The following is a 20946-nucleotide window of genomic DNA, read 5'->3' as shown; positions in this document are numbered from 1 at the left end:
ATTCCTTTCGCTGAGTACGGCCGCCGCCACACCGACGGCGCGCCTGGCAACGGGGCCAACTCCCGGCACACGTCGGCGCATTCCCCACGGAGACACCGCCGTCAGCGCCTCCTGCACCCGCGGCCCGGCCGCACACCCCCTAGTCGGCCGGCGCCGCCGTACTCGCCCGTTCCACCAGTCGCGTCGACAGCTCGGTGCGCGTGCTCTCGGGACGGTGCCCGTCCATCATGCGCAGCAGCGACCGCAGGGCCGTCGCGGCCATCTCGGACAGCGGCTGGCGGACGGTGGTCAGGGCCGGGGAGGCCCAGCGGGCCTCCGGCAGGTCGTCGAAGCCGACCACACTGATGTCGTCCGGGACCCTCAACCCCCTTTCGGCCAAGGCCTCGTAGACACCCAGTGCCATCCGGTCCGAGCAGACGAAGACGGCGGTCGGCGGCTCGGGCAGGTCGAGGAGTTCCAGCGTGCGACGGTGGGCCACGCTCTCGTCGAAACCGGCGTGCCGGACGTACTCGGCGCGGTGCCGGACCCCCGCCGACGCGAGCGCCGAACGGTAACCGGCGACCCGCGCGCTGCTGCACATCGTGCGCCGGTGACCGGCGATGACCGCGATCCTGTCGTGGCCCAGGGACAGCAGATGCTCCGTGGCCGTCAGACCGCCCTGCCAGTTCGCCGCGCCCACCGAGACCACGCCCTCCGGCGGTTCCTGCACCGGGTCGATCATCACGAACGGTATGCGGTGCTGCTCCAGCCACGCGTACTGCGAGTCGCTGAGCTCGGCCAGGTTGAAGAGGACCCCGGAGGAGCCCCGGGCGACCAGCTTGTCCAGCCAGCCGCGCTCCGGACGGCCGACCCGGGAACGGATCAGGGCCGCCGACACCACGACCTCCAGGCCCGCGTCGTGCGCCGCGTCCTCCACCCCGTGCAGCACCGCGCCCGACCAGGAGCTCTCCAGCGAGTGCACGACCAGATCGACCAGCCGGGGTGCCTTCGCCGCGTCGAAGCGGGGTCTGCGCACGTAGCCGAGCCGGTCGAGTGCCTCGGTGACGCGGCGGCGGGTCTCGGGTGCCACGTCCTCGCGGCCGTTGACCACCTTCGACGCGGTCGGCACCGACACCCCCGCCTCGCGCGCCACGACCGCCAGCGTCGGACCGGCAGCCGCGCTCGCACTCGCCGTACGGACCATCGGGAACCCACCTCTCCGGCCCGCCCGAGGGCCGTGGAAAGTTTCGACCAGCTCTGCGCACGGCGGACACGGGGATCGCCGGGCAGAAAGCGCTTCCTATCGTAGGTGCGGCGCAGGACGGGTGGAAGAGAAGTGAATTCACCGCTTCACGCCGGCCAAAACTTTCGAAACCCCGAACAACTCGCTCAGCAGGGTGTGCAGGTCGGCCGAAACCCGGTGAAGCCCGCTGTGAACGCCGCGTCCACGAGGTCCCGGGCATCGATCCCCGCCATCGCCCCCTTGAACCGCAGCCGGGAGCCGTGGTCGTCGGACATGGCCGAAATCCAGCGCCGGCCCGACCGCCGTGCGCACCCCGTCACGTACGTACCAGAAGCGCGCCTGCGCCCCCTCGACCGTCGCCCCCAGCGTCACCGGCCCGTCCACCGGCACCTCGACGACAACGGCCTGCCGCATGCCGGCCTCGTCGCGTTCGACGAGGCTGAGCACCGTATGTCCGCGGGTCCCTTCCCACTGCTGGCCGCGCTGCGGCTCGCCCTAAGTAACCCGAACAGCCCTCCCACCCGCCGTGCACCGGAATACCGGAACAGAATGAGTTGCTCTGATCTTCACGGTGCACGAGCGCGGTGAGGAGGCTGGTGGACGTATGACGGAAGACCAGACGGACCCCGTGGTGAGGACGCCCTTCGGTGCCCTGCGAGGCCGGTACGAAAGCGGTGTCGCGGTCTTCCGCGGCATACCGTACGCGGCCCCGCCCTTCGGCCCCCGCCGCTTCCGCCCGCCTGTGCCCCTGCCGCCCTGGGACGGCGTCCGCGACGCCGGCGCCTTCGGCCCCACCCCGCCCAAACCGCCGTACTCCGACGCCTTCGCCCACTACCTGTCCGACCCGGTCGTGCCGGGTGACGACTGCCTCAACCTCAACGTCTGGACCCCGCATCCCGGCCCCGGAGCCCGCCTCCCCGTCCTCGTCTGGCTGCACGGCGGCGCCTTGACCAGAGGATCCTCCGCCGTTCCCGTCTACGACGGCCACTCCTTCGCCCGCGACGGCGTCGTCTGTGTAAGCATCAACTACCGGCTGGGTGTCGAGGGCTACGGCCTGTTCCCGGACACGCCCGCGAACCCCGGCCTGCGGGACCAGATCGCCGCCCTGACCTGGGTGCACGAGGCCATCGAGGCCTTCGGCGGCGACCCCGGCCGCATCACCCTGTTCGGCCAGTCCGCCGGGGCGATCAGCATCGGCGCCCTCGTCGCCGCCCCGCAGACCCAGGGGCTGGTGCGCCGGGCCGTCCTGCAGAGCGGACCGCCCGAGGCGTCCGAGCGGGCCAAGGTGCGGCGGATGGTGCGCCGGATGGCCGCCCGGCTGAAGATCCCCGCCACCGCCGAGGCCTTCGCCGCCGTCGACCGCGACCTGCTGCTGCGCACCCAGGCCGAAGTGGGAAAACGGAGCAGCCCGGTGGTCGGCGGCCCCGCCTTCGGCCTCGTCGTCGACGGCGACGTCGTCCCCCGCGACCCCCTGGAGGCCCTCACGGACGGCGGCGCGGCCCCCGGCGTCGAGCTGCTGATGGGCTGGACCCGCGACGAGTACCGGCTGTGGCTGGTGCCGGGCGGCCTCCTGGAACGCGTCGACCGCCTCGGGGCCGTCGCCGTCGCGGGCGCCATGGCCCGCTGTCACTGCGGCAGCGAGGTCCCGCGCGGCTACCGCACCCTGCACCCCGAGGCCGGCACGGCGGAGACCGTCGGCCAGCTCGTCACCGACCACCTGCTCCGCCTCCCCCTGCACCGCCTGGCCGACGCCCGCACGGAACCGTCGTACGTCTACGAATTCGCCTGGCCCTCGAACCTGCCCGGTCTCGGCTCCTGCCACGCGCTGGAGCTGGGCTTCGTCTTCGACACCGGGGACGCCCCGGAGTCGAAGAAGCTGGCGGGGGAGGGCGCGCCGCAGGAGCTGGCCGACGCCATGCACACGGCCTGGGTACGGTTCGCGACGGACGGCGCCCCGGGCTGGGAGCGCTGGGACGACCGGCATCCGGTGCGCGTCTTCGGAGACCGCGCGCCGGACGCCGAGGACGGTGTGGCCTACACGGCCTACGGCCCCCGGGACCGTGAACTCGCCCTCTGGCAGGCCGATGCCCTCACTCCCCCGGAACCCGTACCCGTGGCGGTCCCGGCCGATGTCTCGCCCACCCGCGGTACCGAACTGCGGTCGGCCGTACGGCGGTTGCGCCGCTCGGGCGCGCTGCGGCGGCACTGACGGCTGCTCACCCCCCCCGCGAGCGGCCGTGGGACTAGCGCGCCCGGGGTGGCCCCACCGAGTCCCTCACGACCACGTGCGTCCCCAGCAGCAGGTGCTCGTCCGGGGCGCCCGGGGTGCGCTCCAGCGCCGTGCGGACGGCGAGGCGGCCGAGTTCCTCGTAGGGGACGTGGACCGTAGTCAGGGCGGGGTGCAGGTCGCGGGCGAACGGGATGTCGTCGTAGCCGGCGAGGGAGACGTCGTCCGGCACCGTCAGGCCCGCCTCGTGCAGGGCGGTGAGGGCACCGGCCGCGACCATGTCCGTGGCCGCCACCACCGCGCTGAACTCCAGGCCGTCCTTGAGCGCTTGCTGCATCAGGCGGTGGCCGGCGTCCCGCGTGAAGTCGCCGTGCAGGACGAGGGACGGGTCCGGGTCGAGGCCGCGGGCCCGGTGTGCGGCGAGGTAGCCGCGTTCGCGGCCCAGGGCCGTGGTGTGGTCCGCCCGGCCGCCGAGGTACAGCACCCGGCGGTGGCCCTGCGCGAGCACGTGGGCGACCAGGGTGTAGGCGCCGCCCTCGTTGTCGTACTCGATGACCGTCACCGGAGCACCCGGGTCCAGCGGAGGCCGGCCGCAGAGAACCAGGCGGGAACCGGCCGAGGCGAGGGAGTCGGCCATGCGGTGGGTGCGTTCGCGGTACTCGGGGGTGTCGGCCGTGCCGCCGACCAGGATCACGGCGGCGGCCCGCTGGGCGCGCATCATCTCGACGAACTCCAGCTCGTACCGCACGTCGCCCTCCGTGCTGCACACCAGGCAGAGATGGCCGAGCCGGGTCGCCTCGCGCTCCACCCCGTGGGCCATGTGCGCGAACGACGGGCCGGTGATGTCCTCCAGGACGAAGGCGAGGGTGGGCGTGCCCGCCCCGGCGATCGCCTTCGCCCGGGCGTCGGCCACGTAGTCCAGTTCGCGGACCGCCCGCATCACGCGCCCGCGCGTCGCCGCGCTCACCGGATACTCGCCGCCCAGCACCCGGGACACCGTCGACGCGGAGACCCCCGCGCGCGCCGCCACGTCCCGGATGGTGCTACGGCTCGCGTCCCCGCTCTTCCTCGTCATGCCTGCCTCGTCTCTCCCGGGCACCGGTACGCGCCCACCCCCGCGGGAACCGCGGCAACGCCGTAGCAACCGGTTCCCATGGCGGAGGCCAGCAGCGCGGGGAGGGGGGAGGAGGGGGTGTGCGCGGACTGCCGGACCGGTGTGGGCCGCGGCCGCGTTACGCCGCCTCCAGGGCTTCCGCGATACCCGCGACGCCGTCCGGGCCGACCCGGCAGCAGCCGCCGATCAGCCGGGCCCCCGCCTGCTGCCAGCCCTTCACCTGGCCGACGGTGAAGGTGGAGCGGCCGGTCCAGGCGCGGGCCCCGGCGTCCCAGGTCTCGCCGCTGTTGGGGTAGACGACGACCGGCTTGCCGGTGACCCGCGCCGCCGTCGCGGCCGCGCCGTCCACGTCCTGCGGAGCGCAGCAGTTCACCCCGACCGCGATCACCTCGTCCGCCTCGGCGGCCAGGGCGAAGGCCTCCTCCAGCGGCTGCCCGGCACGCGTGCGGCCACCGGCGACGGAGTACGTCAGCCAGGCCGGCACCCCGAGCCCGCGCACCGCCCGCAGCAGGGCCGCGGCCTCGTCCGCGTCCGGGACCGTCTCCAGCGCGAGGACGTCGGGCCCGGCCGCGGCCAGCACCTCCAGGCGCGGCCGGTGGAAACGCTCCAGCTCGTCCACGCTCAGCCCGTAGCGCCCCCGGTACTCCGAACCGTCCGCGAGCATCGCCCCGTAGGGACCGGCCGAGGCCGCCACCCACAGGGGCCGCGGGACACGCGCCCGCCGGGCCGCCTCCCGGGCCGACTCCACGCTCAGCGCCATGAGTTCGGCCGCCCGCTCCCGAGCGATCCCGCGCTTGGCGAACCCCTCGAACGTGGCCTGGTAGCTGGCCGTGATCGCCACGTCCGCACCGGCCCGGAAGTAGGCGAGGTGCGCCTCGGTCACCGCCTCCGGCTGCTCGGCGAGCAACCGCGCCGACCACAGCTCGTCGCTCAGGTCGTGCCCGGCCGATTCGAGCTGGTTGGACATGCCGCCGTCGAGGACGACCGTCCCGGCGGCGAGGGCTTCGGCGAGGGTGATGGTGCTCGTCATGCGAACGACCGTAGCCGAGATCCGCCCGCGGCCCCCAGCTGAATGTGTCCATTACATGAACAGGTCGACCAGCATATGGGATGACGGTTTACGATCAGGACCCTCCCCCTCCGCTTGTACAGGAACCCTCATGACCGTCCCCAGCCCCACCGAGGCCGCCGAACCCGCCGAGCCGGCCACCCCTGCGGCACCCCCTCCCCGCCGCACCTTCGGCCTCGCCGCCGCCACGGCCCTCGTCATGGGCAACATCATCGGCGGCGGCATCTTCGCGCTGCCCGCCACCGTCGCCCCCTACGGCACGGTCAGCCTGCTCGCCTTCCTCGTGCTCTCGGTCGGAGCCGTCCTGCTCGCCCTGCTCTTCGGCAAGCTGGCCCGGCGCAGCCCCGTCACCGGCGGCCTCTACGTCTACCCGCGGGACGCCTTCGGCGAGTTCGCCGGGTTCCTGTCCGCCTGGTCGTACTGGACGATGTGCTGGGTCAGCATCGCCGCCCTAGCCGTCGCGGTCGTCGGCTACGTCGACGTCCTGATACCCCTGCACGGCAACCACGCCCTCCAGGCCCTCGTCGCCCTGGCCGCCCTCTGGCTGCCCGCCGCCGCCAACTTCGCGGGCACGCGCTGGGTCGGCACGGTCCAGGTCGTCTCCACCATCCTGAAGTTCGTCCCGCTGCTCCTGCTCGCCACCGTCGGCCTGTTCTTCGTCGACGCGGACAACTTCGGCCCGTTCAACGCCTCCGGCCAGAGCGTCTCCGGTGCGCTCGCCGCCTCCGCCGCCCTGCTGCTGTACAGCTTCCTCGGGGTCGAGTCGGCCGCCGTCAGCGCCGGTGAGGTCCGTGACCCCGAGCGCACGGTCGGCCGGGCGAGCGTCCTCGGCACGCTGGCCTCCGCCCTCGTCTACATCCTCGGCATCATCGCCGTCTTCGGGCTGGTCCCGCACGACCGGCTCATCGACTCGGGCGCCCCCTTCGCCGACGCCGTGAACGCCATCACCGGCAGCTCCTGGGGCGGCACCGCCATCGCCGTGGTCGCCGTCGCCTCGATCACCGGCTGCCTCAACGGCTGGATCCTCATGGCCGCGCAGATGCCCTACGCCGCCGCCCGCGACGGCCTCTTCCCCGCACCGTTCGCCCGTCTCGGCAAGGGCGGCGTCCCCGGCTTCGGGGTGTGGGCCTGCGCGGTCCTCGGCACCCTCCTCATCGCCCTCAACTACACGGCCGGCCCGGACACCACCTTCCGCGTCCTCGTCCTGATCACGACGTTCACCGGCTGCGTGCCCTACCTGCTGTCCGCCGCCGCCCAGCTGTACTGGCTGGCCAGGGGCACCCGCGACCGCGTCCGCCCCGCGGGACTCGCCCGGGACCTGACCGTCGCCGTCCTCTCCTTCGGCTTCTCCTTCTGGCTGATCGCCGGAGCCGGGTACGCGGCCGTCTACCAGGGCGTGCTCTTCCTGTTCGCCGGCATCCCGGTGTACGTGTGGCTGCGGGGACGCAAGGACACGGCGCAGGCGTCGGCATAGCATCGGGGGATGCCCGACGTCGCCGCAGCGCATGCCGAAGTCCGTGAGGTCCTCAGAGTCCCGGCGCACGAGGCGGTGTTCGAGCCGCTCCCGCACAACCCGTGGAACGGCGTCACGGCCGGGGTGTGGCGGGTCACCGGCGGCGACCGGTCGGCCGTCCTGAAGGTGCTGACGCGCACGAAGGAGACCAGCGTCTCGTGGGCGGCGTCCAACGACCCGCGGCACTGGAACTTCTGGCGCCGCGAGGCGTACGTCTACCGGTCCGGGCTCGCCCGGGTCTGGCAGCGGCACGGCATCCGCGCGCCCCGGCTGCTGGAATGCGCCGAACGACCGGACGGCGACGTGGCGTTGTGGCTGGAGGACGTGCCGGGCGAACCCGCGACGACCTGGACCCTGACCGGCCACGTCGACCACGCCCACCGCCTGGGCACCGCACAGGGCACGGTCGGCGCGGGGGAGGACGCCCCGTGGCTCTCGCAGGGCTTCCTGCGCGACTACACGTCGGACAGGACCACCGGTGAGGCCCTGCTCGACGACGACGAGGCCTGGCAACGCCCGCTGATCCGGGAGCACTTCCCGCCCGGCCTGCGCGAGGACATGGTCCGCCTCCGCCACGACCGCGAGTGGTTCCTCACGGTCATGGAGTCACTGCCCCGCGCCCTGAGCCACCTCGACCAGTGGCCGGCGAACGTCCGCTCCGGGGGCGCCGGCACCAGCGTCCTGCTCGACTGGGCGTTCACCGGCGACGGCGCCCTCGGCGAGGACCTCGGCAACTACCTCCCGGACGCCGTCTTCGACCTGTTCGTGCCCGCCGCCGAGCTGCCCGGCCTGGCCAAGGCGGCGTACGACGCCTATGTGCAGGGATTGCGCGAGAGCGGCTGGCGCGGCGACGAACAGCTCGTACGGCTCGGCGTGTGCGCCTCCGCCGTGAAGTACGACTGGCTCACGGCCCTGATGCTGGCGCGGGCGGACGAGGAGCAGGTGGCCTACGGTAACGAGGGCACCGTGCCGGCCGGACTCCGCTACCGGGAACGGGGCCTGGCCCTGGCCTTCCTGGCCGAATGGGCCGCCGAGGCACGGCAACTGGCTCCCCGGCTCGGGTTCCCCGAAGCCCCCAGCGGCCGCTGAACCGCGCAACGGAACGGAAGGTCATGGCACGCGTCGTCGAGTTGTCGTACTACCCCGTCAAGGGCTGCGCCGGCACGTCGGCGGACGAGGCGCTGCTGACCCCGGCCGGACTGGCGCACGACCGCAGCTTCATGGTCGTCAGCGAGGAAGGCGTGTACCGGACGCAACGCCGGGATCCACTGCTGTCCCTCATCCGCCCCCTCGTCACCCCCGACGGTGACCACCTCACGCTCACCGCACCCGAGGCCCAGTCCCTCCACCTCCGGGTGGACGCCACCGGCACCCGCCGGAAGGTCGACCTTTTCGGAACCGCTTACCAGGGCATCGACCAGGGCGACGAGGCGGCGGACTGGCTCACGGCCGTGCTCGGCGCACCGAGCCGCCTGGTCCGCACACCCCCGGAACACGACCGGGTGACCGACGGCCTGACCCCCGGCACCTCGGGCTACGCCGACAGCAGCGCCCTGCACGTCATCTCCCGCTCCACCCTCGACCTCCTGAACACCCGGCTGACCGCCCGCGGCGCCCGCCCCCTCCCGCTGGACCGTTTCCGCCCCAACGTCGTCATCGACGGCTGGGACGCCCCCCACACCGAGGACCGTGCCCACCGCCTCCGCATCGGCGGCACGGACCTCGGCTACGCCAAACTCGCCATCCGCTGCGCGGTCACCCTGGTCGACCAGCACACCGGCACCCGAGCGGGCCCGGAACCCCTGCGCACCCTCGCCGCCTACCGCCGCGCCGCCCAGGGCGGAGTCGCCTTCGGCACCAAGTACGCGGTACTGCGGCCCGGCCGGGTGGCGGTGGGGGACGAGGTGACGGTGACGGTGTGGGGCGAGTCGGAGCTGTGAGCACCGGGCGGGTCAACGCCGTGCGCGGCCCGCGTGCCGTCCGCCCCGGCGCCCGTTCCGCCCCCGCCGCGTCGCCACCGGCACCGCGAGGCCGATGGTCAGGGCGGCGCCGAGGGCGTAGGGCCACCAGCCGAAACCGACGGCTTCCGAGGCCCCGGCACTGCGCGGGTCCGCGGGGGCCGGGGCGGACGGGGCGGTGGCGGAGCGGCTGGGGGAGGTGACGGCCGTCAGGACGACGTCGTTGCCGTCGCCGCCCCGGTAGCTGACGCGGTAGGTCGTGCCGGCCCGCTTCAGACGGGCGCCTTCCCTCAGGCCGGTGAAGGTTCCCGAGATTCCGGCCTCGCCCTTGTGGTCGATCACGGTGATCTCGCGACCCGCGCGAAGGGTGGCCGGCACGTCGAGGTGTCCGGCCAGCCGGACCCGGCCCGTCACCGTCAGCGGCTCGTCCCGGACGACCAGTGTGCCCTTCGGGCCCTGGCTGTAGGGGCCGTCGACGGTGAGGCCCGTCGTCACCGTGCCGTCGTTGGTGACCGTGCCGCTCACCGTGCCCTTGCCGGTCAGCGTCGTCGCCACGCGCAGACCCGGCCGGCCCGCGTCCAGCCTCGCGCCGGCCGAGGTGATCCGGATCGACCTGCTCTGGGTGAGCGTGGCTCCGCCGCGCAGGGCGAGGGTGCCTCCGGACACCGTCGTCGCCCCGGTGTACGTGACCGCCCGGCCCGTCAGGGTCGTCGTAGCGGTCCCCGACTGGGTGAGGGAGCCGCTGCCGCCGATGCGGGACAGGGTGAGGGGCCTGGCCGTGTTGCGCAGGACCAGGGAGCCGTCGTTGACGAGCCGGTAGTGGGCGCCGCCGGTGTACAGGCCGCCGTCGCCGCCCCGTTCGCCGCTGCCCAGGCGCAGGACCGCGCCCCTCTCCACCGTGGTCGAGCCGTCGTAGTACTGGACGGCCGCGAAGGTCACGTCGTTGCCGGGGGTGCCCGCGATGACGACATCGCCGGCACCGGGGGCCGAGAGCGTGTCGTGGAACCTGCCGCCGCCGATGGGGGCGCCCAGCGTCACCGGGCCGTTGTAGTCGAAGGTGAGCCGGGAGCGCGAGCGGGCCGCGAGCAGGTTGATGTAGACCGTCTCCGCCGTGCCCGGCATGAAGATCCGGTCGGTCGTGCCGTCGCCCCACCGGACGTTCGCGCCCTTGATGTTGGTGCCGCGCTTGTTGACGTTCCTGTGGGCCGGCGTCCAGTTGAGGGCCGGGTCGCTGAGCGAGGGGTCCGTGTCGCCGCCCCGGTCCGACCAGCTGTACTGGCCGGTCAGGACGACCTTTCCGCCCGGCCGCGACTGGACGTTGATGTCGCTGCCGTACTCGCGCTGGTAGAAGTCCATGCCCATCGTGACGGTCCGGCCCAGTGGGGTGTCGACCGTCCAGGTGCCCTGGTTGAGGATCTTGCGGACGCGCGGGAGCGAGGTCGCGTACTCGGGCCGCCCGGCGTTGGCCTGCGTGCCGTTGTCGATCACCCCGGAGAAGGAGTGGGTGCCCGGCAGGTCCCACGTGCCCCACAGGAACCTGGGCTGCGTGATCAGGCCCGAGCCGCTGATCGTGCCCAGGTTGTAGGCGCTCCTCAGCGACAGCCGCAGCGTGCCGTCGACCCGGATGTTGTCCTGGTTGAGGCGGAACGCCGGGGTGTCGTACGGGAAGTGGCCGATCAGGCCCGTCGTTCCGCCGTCGCCGTACTGGAGCGTCGCGCCCCGCTCCACCGTGACCGCGGGCGGGTCGGGACGGGTGACGGTGACGTACGGGTGATGGCCGCCAGGCGTCCTCACCTGCTGCCGCTGCCGGGACTTCGGGAGGGTGAAGTCGCTGTCCCTGGTGAGGACCAGCGTTCCGCTGCCGCGCACCGTGAGCGTGCCCTCGCCGTGGAACACGCCGTCGTACGTCGTCGTCCCGGGCGGCACGGTGACGACCGTGTCGCCGTCGAGTGTCACGCTCCGGCCGGCCAGCACGTCGGCCGTGACGTCCCGGGGGCCGGCGGCCGCCGCCGGGGGAGCGGTGAGCAGAGAGGCGACCGTCGCGAGGACGCCCGCGGCCGCTGCTGTGGTGTGGGTGAGGCTGGGCACATGACCGGAGACGGGCCATGTCCCCGCCGATAACGGAAACTTCGGCGGCCGCTGTTTCCGGATCGGGCCGGACGGGTTCGTCCCGTCAGACCCGTTGACCTCCTCGTGTCACCCCCTTACCTTTCCAGCGTTCGTAATTACAGATGGTGTTCGAAATCTCAGACACTGCACCGGACGACAACGCCGCGTGTCCCCCCAGTGAGAGGCAGGCCCCACCGCATGAGCCGCGACCGCGACCACGCTCTGCCCGAACCCCCCAGCCGCAGACGGCTGCTGACGGGCGCCGCAGCCGCCGGTGCCCTGGCCGCAGTCCCCGCCCTCTCCGGCGTCGCCGAGGCGGCCCCCCAGGGAGAAACCGCTGCCGTAACACCCGCCGGGCGCCCGAGGCCGGCCCCCTTCGTGAACCCCCTCGTCCGCAACCGCGCCGACCCGCACATCCACCGGCACAAGGACGGTTTCTACTACTTCACCGCCACCGCCCCCGAGTACGACCGCATCATCCTGCGCCGCTCCCGCACCCTGGGCGGACTCGGCACGGCGGACGAGTCCGTCATCTGGCGCGCTCACCCCGCCGGCCCCATGGGCGCCCACATCTGGGCGCCCGAACTGCACCGCATCGGCGGCAAGTGGTACATCTACTTCGCCTCCGCGCCCGCCGAGGACGTCTGGGCGATCCGGATATGGGTGCTGGAGAACGCCCACCCCAACCCCTTCAAGGGCACCTGGGTGGAGCGGGGCCAGATCAAGACGGCCTGGGAAACCTTCTCCCTGGACGCCACCACCTTCACCCACCGGGGCAAGCGCTACCTCGCCTGGGCCCAGCACGAGCCCGGCATGGACAACAACACCGGCATCTTCCTCTCCGAGATGGCGAACCCGTGGACCCTGAAGGGCCCGCAGGTGCGGCTCTCCACCCCGGAGTACGACTGGGAGTGCATCGGCTTCAAGGTCAACGAGGGCCCGTACGTCCTCAAGCGCAACGGCCGCCTCTTCATGACGTACTCGGCCAGCGCCACCGACTTCAACTACTGCGTGGGCCTGCTGACCGCCGACGCCGACAGCCACCTCCTGGACCCCCTGAGCTGGACCAAGTCGCCGACCCCGGTCTTCACCAGCAACGACACGACCAAGCAGTACGGCCCGGGCCACAACTGCTTCACCGTCGCCGAGGACGGCCGCACCGACGTCCTCGTCTACCACGCCCGCCAGTACAAGGAGATCAACGGGGACCCCCTGAACGACCCCAACCGCCACACCCGCGTCCAGAAGCTCGGCTGGAAGCGCGACGGCACCCCCGACTTCGGCGTTCCCGTCGCCGACGGCGTGAAGGTGAGCGAATGACATGAGACGTACGTACGCCACCCTCCTCGCCCTGTGCCTGGGCCTGTTCACGGCCCTCGCCACCGCCGGACCAGCCCAGGCCGCGCCCCAGACCATCGTCAACGGCACCCAGTTCACCGACACCTCGGGCAGCCCCGTCCACGCGCACGGCGGCGGGGTCATCAAGGTCGGCACCTACTACTACTGGTTCGGCGAGCACCGCAACGCCGACAACACCTTCCGGTACGTCGACGCCTACCGCTCGACCGACCTGAAGAACTGGGAGTTCCGCAACCACGTCCTCACCGAGGCCGGCGCCCCGGAGCTCGCCACCGCCAACATCGAGCGGCCGAAGGTCATGTACAACGCCTCCACCGGCAAGTTCGTCATGTGGATGCACAAGGAGAACGGCACCGACTACAGCGAGGCCCGCGCGGCCGTCGCCGTCTCCGACACCGTCGACGGCGACTACACCTGGAAGGGCAGCTTCCGGCCGCTCGGCCAGCACATGTCCCGCGACATCACCGTCTTCACCGACACCGACGGCGCCGGCTACATGATCTCCGCCGCCCGTGAGAACTACGACCTCCAGATCTACCGCCTCACCGCCGACTACACCGGCATCGCGAGCCTGGTCGCCAACCCCTGGCCCGGCGGCCACCGCGAGGCCCCCGCCCTGTTCAAGCGGGGCGGCGTGTACTTCATGCTGACCTCCGGCGCCACGGGCTGGAACCCCAACCAGCAGCAGTACGCCACGGCCACGAACATCGCCGGGCCCTGGTCCGCGATGAAGAACATCGGCGACTCGACGACGTACGGCTCGCAGACGGCGTTCGTCCTGCCCGTGCAGGGCAGCTCGGGCACCTCGTACCTGTACATGGGTGACCGCTGGGGCAACTCCTTCGGCGGCACCGTCAACGACTCCCGGTACGTGTGGCTGCCGCTGACCTTCTCGGGCTCGACCACGATGGCCATGTCCTGGTCGCCGGAGGTCACCATCGACACGGCGGCCGGGACCGTCACCGGCACCGGCGCCACGTACAACACGCTGATCGCCCGCCACTCCTCCAAGTGCGCGGACGTGACGAGCCAGTCGCTCTGGGCGGGCGCCCAGCTCAAGCAGTACGACTGCAACGGCGGCGCCAACCAGAAGTACTGGTTCAAGTCCGTCGGAAGCGGTTACTACCAGCTGATGGTCCGCAACAGCAGCCTCTGCGTGCAGGAGAACGCGAGCACCGTCACGCAGGAGAACTGCGCCTCCTCCGCCACGAGCCAGCAGTGGTCGCTGACCACCACCGGCTCGTACGTGAACGTCAAGTCCCGCGCGAGCGGCGAGTGCCTCGACGTGAACGGCGGGTCCACCGCCAACGGCGCCGCGCTCATCACGTACACGTGCAACGGAGGCACCAACCAGCAGTGGACGCGCGGGACATGACGATCCGGACGGCCCCAGGGGCGCTCAGGCGAGCAGGTCGATCGCGTCGATCGCCGTCCCCGCACTGAGGAACCCGCTCGCCCCCGACCCGCTCACCACGTCGATCCTGAGCACGTTGTACTGACTCGTGTCCGCCCTCCAGGCGGACGCGGGGACGCTGTACGTGAACGTGTGGTTGTTGCCCCGGTAGGAACCGTTGGTCAGCGACCGGGTGTCCGGCTGGGTGGGCGGGGCGGGGATCGCCGAGGTCCAGGTGTCGTTGACGGTGACCTGGGGCCTGCCGTTCGCGTACGCCGTCGTCACACCGATGCGCAGGGTGTGCGCGGCGGCCGCCTGGGCCGCCGTCAGCTTGAAGTACACCAGGATCCCGCTGTTGACGTCCTTCCAGAGGTAGCAGGGGAAGGCCGCCGTCTCGCCGCTGCCGACGACCACGTTCCCGGTCCAGGACGCGGCCCGCGCGTCGGACGGATGCGCGTACGTCATCAGGTCCGCGTTCTTGAACCCGGCCGGCGTGCCGTTCCAGTCGCCGATCCGCCAGATCGCGCCCGCGTTCGACGGGTCGTTGGAGGACGGTATCGCGATCGTGTTCAGGGTCGTCGTGCCGCCCGCCGACACGCTCACCGACGTGCTGTACACCGCCAGTTCGCCCTTGAAGACGGTCAGCGTGTACGTCCCCGGCAGCACCCCGGACACGGAGAAGAAGCCGTCCGAGGCCCGTGCCGGACCCCAGTACTGTGCCGCCGCGTTGGCCAGCCCGACCGTGTACGGGTACGCCGTGTTCCGCCCGGAGATCCCGACGCCCGCCACCCTGCCCCGGCCGCTCGCCGGCACGTAGCCCGCGATGCCGAGCGAGTCGGCCCACGGCGTGGTCAGCGTGCCCGGGAACAGTGCCGACGAGGGTGCCCCGCCGTCGGTGAAGGCGATGACGTACGGCCCCTGGAGGCCGAAGCGCTGCGCCTCGGTCTGGTTCTGGCCGTAGTAGAGGATCTCGTAGAGGCCGCCGCCGTCCGCGCTCTGGTGGCGCAGCAGGGAGCGGTAGAAGGGGCCGCCGGAGGCCTTCTCGTGGTTGCTGCGCACCATCCACAGGCCGACGCCGCCGGCCGACCACCCGATGTGGTCGTAGTCCATGACGCGCCGCCGGGAGTAGTGCTTGGAGTGGGTCTGCCCGTCGGATTTCCGGAACACGTCCGAGGCCTCGATGGTGGTCGGCGCGTAGGTGTAGGAGTCGGGCTCGTCGTTGAGGAACGCGCCCTTCTTCACACGCACGATGTACCGGGTCGCGGAGACCGACGCGTCGGCCTTGTTCGTCCACAGGTAGACGTTGTTCTCACCGCTGCGCGCCGCGTAGTAGTGCTTCAGCGTGCCGTGCCTGACGGAGATCAGGATCGTGGAACCGGACTGCCTGATGCTCACGGTGGAGGCGCCGAGGCCGGACTCGATGTGCGAGTTCTGGCCGCCGTAGCCCTGGTACTCCGTGCCCCGGTAGACCAGGGAGGTCAGGTCGCCGGTGGACTTGGAGACCTTGAAGACCAGCTGGGCACCGGTGTCGACGACATAGTCCGAGCCGTCGTCGGTGTAGCCGAAACCGGCGGCGTGCGCCGGCCGGGCGAGGGCCGTGCCGACGACACCGGCGGTGGCGGCGAGGACGACGGCGCGACGGCCGACCGGTCTGTTCATGGCTCCGGGCATGGGGGATGCCTCCTGCGAAAGGTGGGGGGAACGCGGTGGGAGCGAGAGTGACAGTTGAATCGATTTCGCGAAAGGGCTTTCACTAGTGTGCGGCCGAAGAAATGGTGAATGCTGCTCGGGGTCTAGAAAGCGCTTGTCCGGAGCGGTACGGTCCCCCTCCAGGTCTTGTCGTGCGCTGGGAGGAGCCCGGAGTGAGACGTTTCAGCATCGCCGTCGTGGCGGCGGTGACCCTGGGGACCGCGCTGTCGTCCGTACCCGCCCACGCGGGCGGGGGGAACGGCGGCCGGGGCCTCGCCCACTGCACGGCCGGCACCTGCCACTTCGACGTCCCGCCGGGTACCTACGACGTACGGGTCACCCTCGGCGGGAAGGCCGCGTCCGGCACCAGCGTCAGCGGTGAGACCCGCCGCTCCCTGCTGCCCGAGACGGCCGTACCGGCCGGTGAGCTCGTCACCCGCAGCTTCACGGTGAACGTCCGCACCCCCGAGGGCGAGCCCACCGGCCCCGAGGGAACCCCCGGCCTCGACCTGCGGATCGGCGGCTCCGCCCCGGCCCTCGCCGATATCAGCGTCACCCGGGCCCTCCCCCGAGCTCTCGGCTCCGCTCGAGCAGGGGGGACCCCCATCGCCCGCCAGATCTTCCTGGTCGGCGACTCCACCGTCTGCGACCAGCCCGGCGACCCGTACTCCGGGTGGGGCCAGCAGCTGCCCCAGTACCTCCGCAAGGGAGTGTCCGTCGCCAACTACGCCGATTCCGGGGAGAGTACGGTCTCGTATCTGGGGAACCCGCGGCTGTGGGCCACCGTACGGCCCCTGATCCGCCCCGGCGATCTGGTCCTCGTCCAGCTCGCGCACAACGACAAGACCACGGACGAGGCCACCTACCGGGCCAACCTGGAGACCCTGGTCGCGGGCGTCCGGGAGCGGGGCGGACAGCCGGTCCTTGTCACTCCCATCGTGCGGCGCTGGTTCAGCCCCGACGGCACCCTGAACAACGGAACCGCGCTCCTGGTCAACGGCCTCGGTGTCGACCACCCGGCCGTCATCCGCTCGGTCGCCGCGGCGCACGGCGTTCCGCTGATCGACCTCACCGCCGAGACCAAGGCGCTGGTGGAGTCCCTCGGCGTGGAAGGCTCCAAGGCGCTGTACCTCACCAACGAGGCCCGGGACAACACGCACACCTCCGTGCGCGGTGCGACGGTCTACGCGGCCCTGGTCCGCGACGAACTCGTCACCCGGCATCTGGTGCCGAAGGGCATGGTGCGGGTGGGATGAACCCCTGGGGCGCCCCGACCGGAACCGGGGCGCTCCAGGTCCGATCGGTATCCACCGGCCCGAGCACGAAAGACATCCGATGCAGCTGCCTCCCGCCGACCGCACGACCTCGCCGTTCACCGGCTACACCCGCGCCCACTGGGAGGCGGCGGCCGACTCCCTGCTCGCCGCAGTCGAGCCGTACGCGACCGAGGACCGCGCGCTCTACCACCTGCCCGGTGACCGGGCCAGCTGGTCGGGCCGTCTCTCCGACGGCCTGGAGGGCTACGCCCGCACCCTGCTGCTCGCCGCCTTCCGCCGCGACGAGAAGGCCCTGGAGCGCTACGCGGCCGGCCTCGCCGCCGGCGTCTCGGGCGTCTGGCCCCGCATCGAGGACCGCAGCCAGCCCCTGGTGGAGGCAGCGTCCATCGCCCTCGCCCTGCGCCTCACGCGGGACCTGCTCTGGGACCGCTTGGACGAGGGCGTACGCCAGCGGACGGCCGCGTGGCTGGGCGATGCCCTCGCGGCCGAGCCCTGGCCCTGCAACTGGGAGCTGTTCCCGGTCACCGTGGGCGGCTTCCTCGCCGAAATCGGTTACGAGCCGGACGCCTCCCGCGCGGCGATCGACCGCGGCCTGGAACGCATCGAGCAGTGGTACGTCGGCGACGGCTGGTACACCGACGGCGACGGCCGCAAGTACGACTACTACAACGGCTGGGCGATGCACCTCTACCCGGTGCTGCACGCCTGGCTGGAGCAGGACGAGCGACTGCTGGCTCTGTACGGCGACCGGCTCTCCCGGCACCTGGGCGACTACGCCCGGCTGTTCGGCGGCGACGGCGCCCCCATGCACCAGGGCCGCTCCCTGACGTACCGCTTCGCCACCACGGCCCCGCTGTGGCTGGGCGCGCTGACCGGCCGTACGCCCCTGCCCCCCGGCGAGACCAGGCGGCTGGCCTCGGGCGCGCTGAAGTACTTCCTCGACCGGGGCGCCGTGGACGACCGGGGGCTGCTCTCCCTCGGCTGGCACGGCCCCGACGCGTCCGTCCTGCAGGGCTACTCGGGCCCGGCCTCCCCGTACTGGGCGAGCAAGGGCTTCCTCGGCCTGCTCCTGCCCCCGGACCACGAGGTCTGGACGGCACCGGAGCGGCCCGCCCCCGCCGAACGGGCGGACTTCGTCACCCCGGTCGGCCCGCCCAACTGGCTGCTCCAGTCCACCCGTTCCGACGGCGTGGTCCGCCTCCACAACCACGGCAGCGAGGACGTCCGCTACGACCCGTACTACACGCGGTTGGCGTACTCCACCGTGACCACACCGGCCGGGACGTACGACAACAGCGTTCTCGTGGCCGGCGACCCGAGCCGCACCGGCATCGAACCGCTCGGCACGGGCGAGGGCTGGGCGGCGTCCCGGCACACGGCGGGCGGGGGAGCCCGGGTGACGAGTGTGGTGCTGGCGCACGGGACGGTTGAGGTGCGCGCGCATCTGGTCGCGGGGGCGGCGCCGGGGACGGCGGTGCGCGTGACCGGCTGGAGCGCGCCGGACGGCCTCCGGGCGGAACTGCTGCCCGCCGTCGGCCTCGACGACGACCTCACCGGCGTCACCGAGGGGGACTCCACCCTGTTCGTCGCCCTGGCCCGGCTCACCGCCGAGGCGGATCCCGTCCCGTTGCCGGAAACGGTCGCCGTAACCGCTTCCGGGGACGGGGCGCTGGCGGTCCGCTGGAGTACGGGTCGCGAGGTGCGGGTTCGGTTGGACGGGTCCGGTGTGCAGGTCGGCTGAGGTCGTCGCGGCCGGCCCGGCCTTGCGGCCCGCCGTAGTTCGGCCCGCACCGAAGCAAGCCGGGCCCACCATGGCGGCATGACCGCAGAACCGCAGCAGACGCCGTCGAGCCGGGCCGCGACCGCCTTCGCCGGCCTCCACCGTGCCGGGGAGCCCCTGCTCCTGCCGAACGCCTGGGATCACGCATCCGCCCGGGCCCTCGCGGGTCAGGGCTTCCCGGCGATCGGGACGACGAGCCTGGGCGTAGCGGCGGCCGCCGGTCTGCCCGACGGGGCCGCGGCCACCCGGCGGGAGACCCTGCGACTGGCCGTCGCCCTCGGGTCCGGGCCGTTCCTGCTGTCCGTCGACGCGGAGGGCGGATTCAGCGACGACCCGGACGAGGTGGCGGAGTTCGCGCGGGAGCTGTACGCGGTCGGAGCGGCCGGCATCAACCTCGAAGACGGCCTCGGCCCGTCCGCCCGGCACGCGGCGAAGATCGCGGCGGTCAAGCGGGCCGCGCCCGGCCTGTTCGTCAACGCCCGCACGGACACCCACTGGCTGGGCGACGGCGACGGCACCCTCGCGCGCCTCGACGCCTACCAGCTGGCGGGCGCGGACGGGGTGTTCGTGCCCGGCCTCACCGGCCTGCGCGCCATCGAGGCCCTGGTGCGCCACCTGGAGGTGCCCCTCAACGTCCTCCACTCGCCCGGCGGCCCGACCGTCGCCCGCCTCGCCGACGTCGGCGTACGCCGCGTCAGCCTCGGCTCGCTGCTGTACCGGCGGGCGCTGGGCGCGGCCATCGAAACGGCGGCGGACGTTCGGGCCGGCCGGACACCGACCGGTACGACACCGTCGTACGACGACGTGGCGGGGCTCGCCGCGCCGGGCCGCGTGGCCGGCCACGGGCCGATGAGGGAGTGGACCTAGGGGGCGGCGAGCGCGCGCAGCGTGGCCGCCGTGCCCGGATCCGCCGGGAAGAACGTCTCGATGGCGATCTCGTCGAGCGTCACGTCCCGGGGCGAGCCGAACACCGTCGTGGTGTAGAGCAGCGCGAGTTCGCCGTACTCGGTCGACAGCAGCAGCGGGACCACGAGGTCGTCCGCCGGCCCCGGCGGGGCGACCTCGCCCGCGTCCGCCCGGGGAGCCGGACAGCTCTCCAGCTCCGCCAGCAGTTCCGCCAGGCCGGCGGCCGACGTCCGGTCCAGCTGACGGCGGACCCGGCGCAGCACGTGCGCACGCCACTGCGGGAGGTTCCGGATGCGTCCGGCCAGCCCGTCGGGGTGCAAGGTCGCCTTCAGCACGTTGAACGGCGGGTCCGCCGGCTCTCCCGCTCCGGCGCCGAGGAACAGCCCCATGGCACGGTTCGCGGCCAGCAACTCCCAGCGCACGTTGACGGCGAGGGCCGGATTCGGCTCGTGCCCGGCCAGGACGGCCTCCACCGCGGCGCGCGCCGCGCCCAGATCGGCGAGGGCGCGCTCGGGGTGCGCCGGGGCGAACCCCGCGGCCAGGTACAGCGCGTTGCGTTCCCGCAGCGGCACGTCCAGCTCGTCGCACAGCCGCCGGATCATGTCCCGGCTCGGGTTCGCGCGCCCCGTCTCGATGCAGCTCAGGTGCCGGGTGGACAGCTCGGCGGCGAGCGACACGTCGAGCTGGGACCGGCGGCGGCGCTCGCGCCAGCGCCGCACCAGCGCCCCGACCGGCTCGGTGGTGGTCGTCATGGGCTCCAGGCTGCCCGGCCGCGCACACCGCGGCAATGACCTCGCAGGTCATCGACAGCCCGCACCGACGGCCCCAGAGTCGGAAGCCGGAAACACCGCCCGGGGCGCCGAAAGGGCGCCGGACGAAAGGGAGACCAGCCATGACCGAAACGACAACGCGGTCCGAGACCCCCGCCGGGCACCGGCTCGGCCAGTACGTGCGGTTCTGGAACGCCCCCACCGAACAGGAGCAGCTCGAACTCGCGGCAGCGGCCTTCGCCGACGGCGTCGAGTACCGCGCGGAGATCGGCATCCTCAGCGGGACGCAGGCCTTGATGGACTTCCGCAACCAGTTCGTCGCGCACCTGGGCGGCGCGGCGCTCCGCCTGCGCGAGCGGCCCCGGGTCCACCACGACCGTGCCAGGCTCCGGTGGCAGATCCTGACCGAGGACGGCGACGGCGCGCCCTTCGCCACCGGGACCGATGTGCTCCACCTCGACGAGGACGGCCGGATCACCTCCGTCACCGCCTTCCTCGACCAGGCACCCGAGGGGTTCGAGCCCGCGGCGCACCACTGAGGCGTACCGCGCGGGGACGTC

17 protein-coding genes are annotated in these 20946 nt (G+C 72.7%); 10 read left to right on the top strand and 7 right to left on the bottom strand.

The window, feature by feature from the left end:
• Positions 1-139: 139 nt before the first annotated feature.
• Together HNR57_RS04225 and HNR57_RS04220 are read right to left on the bottom strand one after the other, a co-directional pair.
• Positions 140-1183: a LacI family DNA-binding transcriptional regulator gene (locus tag HNR57_RS04225; RefSeq protein WP_184555991.1), complete on the bottom strand. Its 1044-nt coding sequence runs from the start codon at positions 1181-1183 to the stop codon at positions 140-142.
• A 138-nt stretch (positions 1184-1321) separates the two neighbouring features.
• Complete coding sequence (locus HNR57_RS04220) at positions 1322-1669, bottom strand: hypothetical protein (RefSeq protein WP_313672941.1); 348 nt, start codon at positions 1667-1669, stop codon at positions 1322-1324.
• A gap of 157 nt (positions 1670-1826) precedes the next feature.
• Here HNR57_RS04220 and HNR57_RS04215 point away from each other — a divergent pair, with 157 nt between their 5' ends.
• Entirely contained in the window at positions 1827-3431 is a 1605-nt protein-coding gene (locus tag HNR57_RS04215; RefSeq protein WP_184555988.1) for a carboxylesterase/lipase family protein, read from the top strand.
• Positions 3432-3465: 34 nt separating this feature from the next.
• Here HNR57_RS04215 and HNR57_RS04210 read toward each other — a convergent pair whose 3' ends face one another.
• On the bottom strand, positions 3466-4524 hold the full coding sequence (locus HNR57_RS04210; protein ID WP_184555985.1) for a LacI family DNA-binding transcriptional regulator: 1059 nt from the start codon (positions 4522-4524) through the stop codon (positions 3466-3468).
• A gap of 157 nt (positions 4525-4681) precedes the next feature.
• Positions 4682-5593, bottom strand: coding sequence for a homocysteine S-methyltransferase (gene mmuM / locus HNR57_RS04205; RefSeq protein WP_184555982.1), 912 nt, complete (start codon positions 5591-5593; stop codon positions 4682-4684).
• Between the two features lie 130 nt (positions 5594-5723).
• On the opposite strand from mmuM, the gene HNR57_RS04200 reads away from it, so the two are divergent.
• The 3 genes from HNR57_RS04200 to HNR57_RS04190 are packed head-to-tail and all read left to right on the top strand — an operon-like array spanning position 5724 to position 9085.
• Positions 5724-7106, top strand: a complete 1383-nt coding sequence (locus tag HNR57_RS04200) for an amino acid permease (RefSeq protein WP_184555979.1) — start codon at positions 5724-5726, stop codon at positions 7104-7106.
• A gap of 9 nt (positions 7107-7115) precedes the next feature.
• The gene (locus HNR57_RS04195; RefSeq protein WP_184555976.1) at positions 7116-8234 is read left to right on the top strand and encodes an aminoglycoside phosphotransferase; all 1119 of its coding nucleotides are present in this window, start codon (positions 7116-7118) and stop codon (positions 8232-8234) included.
• A gap of 23 nt (positions 8235-8257) precedes the next feature.
• Positions 8258-9085, top strand: a complete 828-nt coding sequence (locus tag HNR57_RS04190; protein WP_184555973.1) for an MOSC domain-containing protein — start codon at positions 8258-8260, stop codon at positions 9083-9085.
• 12 nt (positions 9086-9097) lie between these two features.
• Here the strand turns inward: HNR57_RS04190 and HNR57_RS04185 are convergent, their stop codons facing one another.
• Positions 9098-11191 carry an autotransporter-associated beta strand repeat-containing protein gene (locus HNR57_RS04185; protein ID WP_184555970.1) on the bottom strand — a complete coding sequence of 698 codons (2094 nt, stop codon included), beginning with the start codon at positions 11189-11191 and terminating at the stop codon, positions 9098-9100.
• A 219-nt stretch (positions 11192-11410) separates the two neighbouring features.
• Between HNR57_RS04185 and HNR57_RS04180 the strand changes: the two genes are divergently transcribed.
• Together HNR57_RS04180 and HNR57_RS04175 are read left to right on the top strand one after the other, a co-directional pair.
• On the top strand, positions 11411-12532 hold the full coding sequence (locus tag HNR57_RS04180; protein WP_184555967.1) for a glycoside hydrolase family 43 protein: 1122 nt from the start codon (positions 11411-11413) through the stop codon (positions 12530-12532).
• 1 nt (position 12533) lies between these two features.
• A complete protein-coding gene (locus HNR57_RS04175; protein ID WP_184555964.1) occupies positions 12534-13946 on the top strand; it encodes an RICIN domain-containing protein in 1413 nt (470 codons plus the stop codon).
• Positions 13947-13970: 24 nt separating this feature from the next.
• Here the strand turns inward: HNR57_RS04175 and HNR57_RS04170 are convergent, their stop codons facing one another.
• On the bottom strand, positions 13971-15623 hold the full coding sequence (locus HNR57_RS04170) for a rhamnogalacturonan lyase B N-terminal domain-containing protein (RefSeq protein WP_376772159.1): 1653 nt from the start codon (positions 15621-15623) through the stop codon (positions 13971-13973).
• 203 nt (positions 15624-15826) lie between these two features.
• Between HNR57_RS04170 and HNR57_RS04165 the strand changes: the two genes are divergently transcribed.
• From HNR57_RS04165 to HNR57_RS04155, 3 genes are all read left to right on the top strand, one after another.
• Complete coding sequence (locus HNR57_RS04165) at positions 15827-16909, top strand: rhamnogalacturonan acetylesterase (RefSeq protein WP_184555957.1); 1083 nt, start codon at positions 15827-15829, stop codon at positions 16907-16909.
• Positions 16910-16988: 79 nt separating this feature from the next.
• Positions 16989-18671 carry a DUF2264 domain-containing protein gene (locus HNR57_RS04160; protein WP_184555952.1) on the top strand — a complete coding sequence of 561 codons (1683 nt, stop codon included), beginning with the start codon at positions 16989-16991 and terminating at the stop codon, positions 18669-18671.
• Positions 18672-18749: 78 nt separating this feature from the next.
• Positions 18750-19577, top strand: a complete 828-nt coding sequence (locus HNR57_RS04155) for an isocitrate lyase/PEP mutase family protein (protein ID WP_184555949.1) — start codon at positions 18750-18752, stop codon at positions 19575-19577.
• Here the strand turns inward: HNR57_RS04155 and HNR57_RS04150 are convergent.
• A complete protein-coding gene (locus tag HNR57_RS04150; protein WP_184555946.1) occupies positions 19574-20368 on the bottom strand; it encodes a helix-turn-helix domain-containing protein in 795 nt (264 codons plus the stop codon). The two genes, HNR57_RS04155 and HNR57_RS04150, sit on opposite strands and share 4 nt — an antisense overlap.
• Before the next feature lie 140 nt (positions 20369-20508).
• Between HNR57_RS04150 and HNR57_RS04145 the strand changes: the two genes are divergently transcribed.
• Positions 20509-20925, top strand: a complete 417-nt coding sequence (locus HNR57_RS04145) for a nuclear transport factor 2 family protein (protein ID WP_184555943.1) — start codon at positions 20509-20511, stop codon at positions 20923-20925.
• Positions 20926-20946: the final 21 nt, after the last annotated feature.

Source organism: Streptomyces paradoxus (genome assembly GCF_014202475.1).
GTDB lineage: Bacteria > Actinomycetota > Actinomycetes > Streptomycetales > Streptomycetaceae > Streptomyces > Streptomyces paradoxus.
This window is presented reverse-complemented; position numbering and strand designations above follow the sequence as displayed.

What these genes read in the sequence shown, in the direction of transcription:
- HNR57_RS04225 (WP_184555991.1), bottom strand. Translation starts at nt 1,183, where the DNA reads ATGGTCCGTACGGCGAGTGCGAGCGCGGCTGCCGGTCCGACGCTGGCG.
- HNR57_RS04215 (WP_184555988.1), top strand. Translation starts at nt 1,827, where the DNA reads ATGACGGAAGACCAGACGGACCCCGTGGTGAGGACGCCCTTCGGTGCC.
- HNR57_RS04210 (WP_184555985.1), bottom strand. Translation starts at nt 4,524, where the DNA reads ATGACGAGGAAGAGCGGGGACGCGAGCCGTAGCACCATCCGGGACGTG.
- mmuM (WP_184555982.1), bottom strand. Translation starts at nt 5,593, where the DNA reads ATGACGAGCACCATCACCCTCGCCGAAGCCCTCGCCGCCGGGACGGTC.
- HNR57_RS04200 (WP_184555979.1), top strand. Translation starts at nt 5,724, where the DNA reads ATGACCGTCCCCAGCCCCACCGAGGCCGCCGAACCCGCCGAGCCGGCC.
- HNR57_RS04195 (WP_184555976.1), top strand. Translation starts at nt 7,116, where the DNA reads ATGCCCGACGTCGCCGCAGCGCATGCCGAAGTCCGTGAGGTCCTCAGA.
- HNR57_RS04190 (WP_184555973.1), top strand. Translation starts at nt 8,258, where the DNA reads ATGGCACGCGTCGTCGAGTTGTCGTACTACCCCGTCAAGGGCTGCGCC.
- HNR57_RS04180 (WP_184555967.1), top strand. Translation starts at nt 11,411, where the DNA reads ATGAGCCGCGACCGCGACCACGCTCTGCCCGAACCCCCCAGCCGCAGA.
- HNR57_RS04175 (WP_184555964.1), top strand. Translation starts at nt 12,534, where the DNA reads ATGAGACGTACGTACGCCACCCTCCTCGCCCTGTGCCTGGGCCTGTTC.
- HNR57_RS04170 (WP_376772159.1), bottom strand. Translation starts at nt 15,623, where the DNA reads ATGAACAGACCGGTCGGCCGTCGCGCCGTCGTCCTCGCCGCCACCGCC.
- HNR57_RS04160 (WP_184555952.1), top strand. Translation starts at nt 16,989, where the DNA reads ATGCAGCTGCCTCCCGCCGACCGCACGACCTCGCCGTTCACCGGCTAC.
- HNR57_RS04155 (WP_184555949.1), top strand. Translation starts at nt 18,750, where the DNA reads ATGACCGCAGAACCGCAGCAGACGCCGTCGAGCCGGGCCGCGACCGCC.
- HNR57_RS04150 (WP_184555946.1), bottom strand. Translation starts at nt 20,368, where the DNA reads ATGACGACCACCACCGAGCCGGTCGGGGCGCTGGTGCGGCGCTGGCGC.
- HNR57_RS04145 (WP_184555943.1), top strand. Translation starts at nt 20,509, where the DNA reads ATGACCGAAACGACAACGCGGTCCGAGACCCCCGCCGGGCACCGGCTC.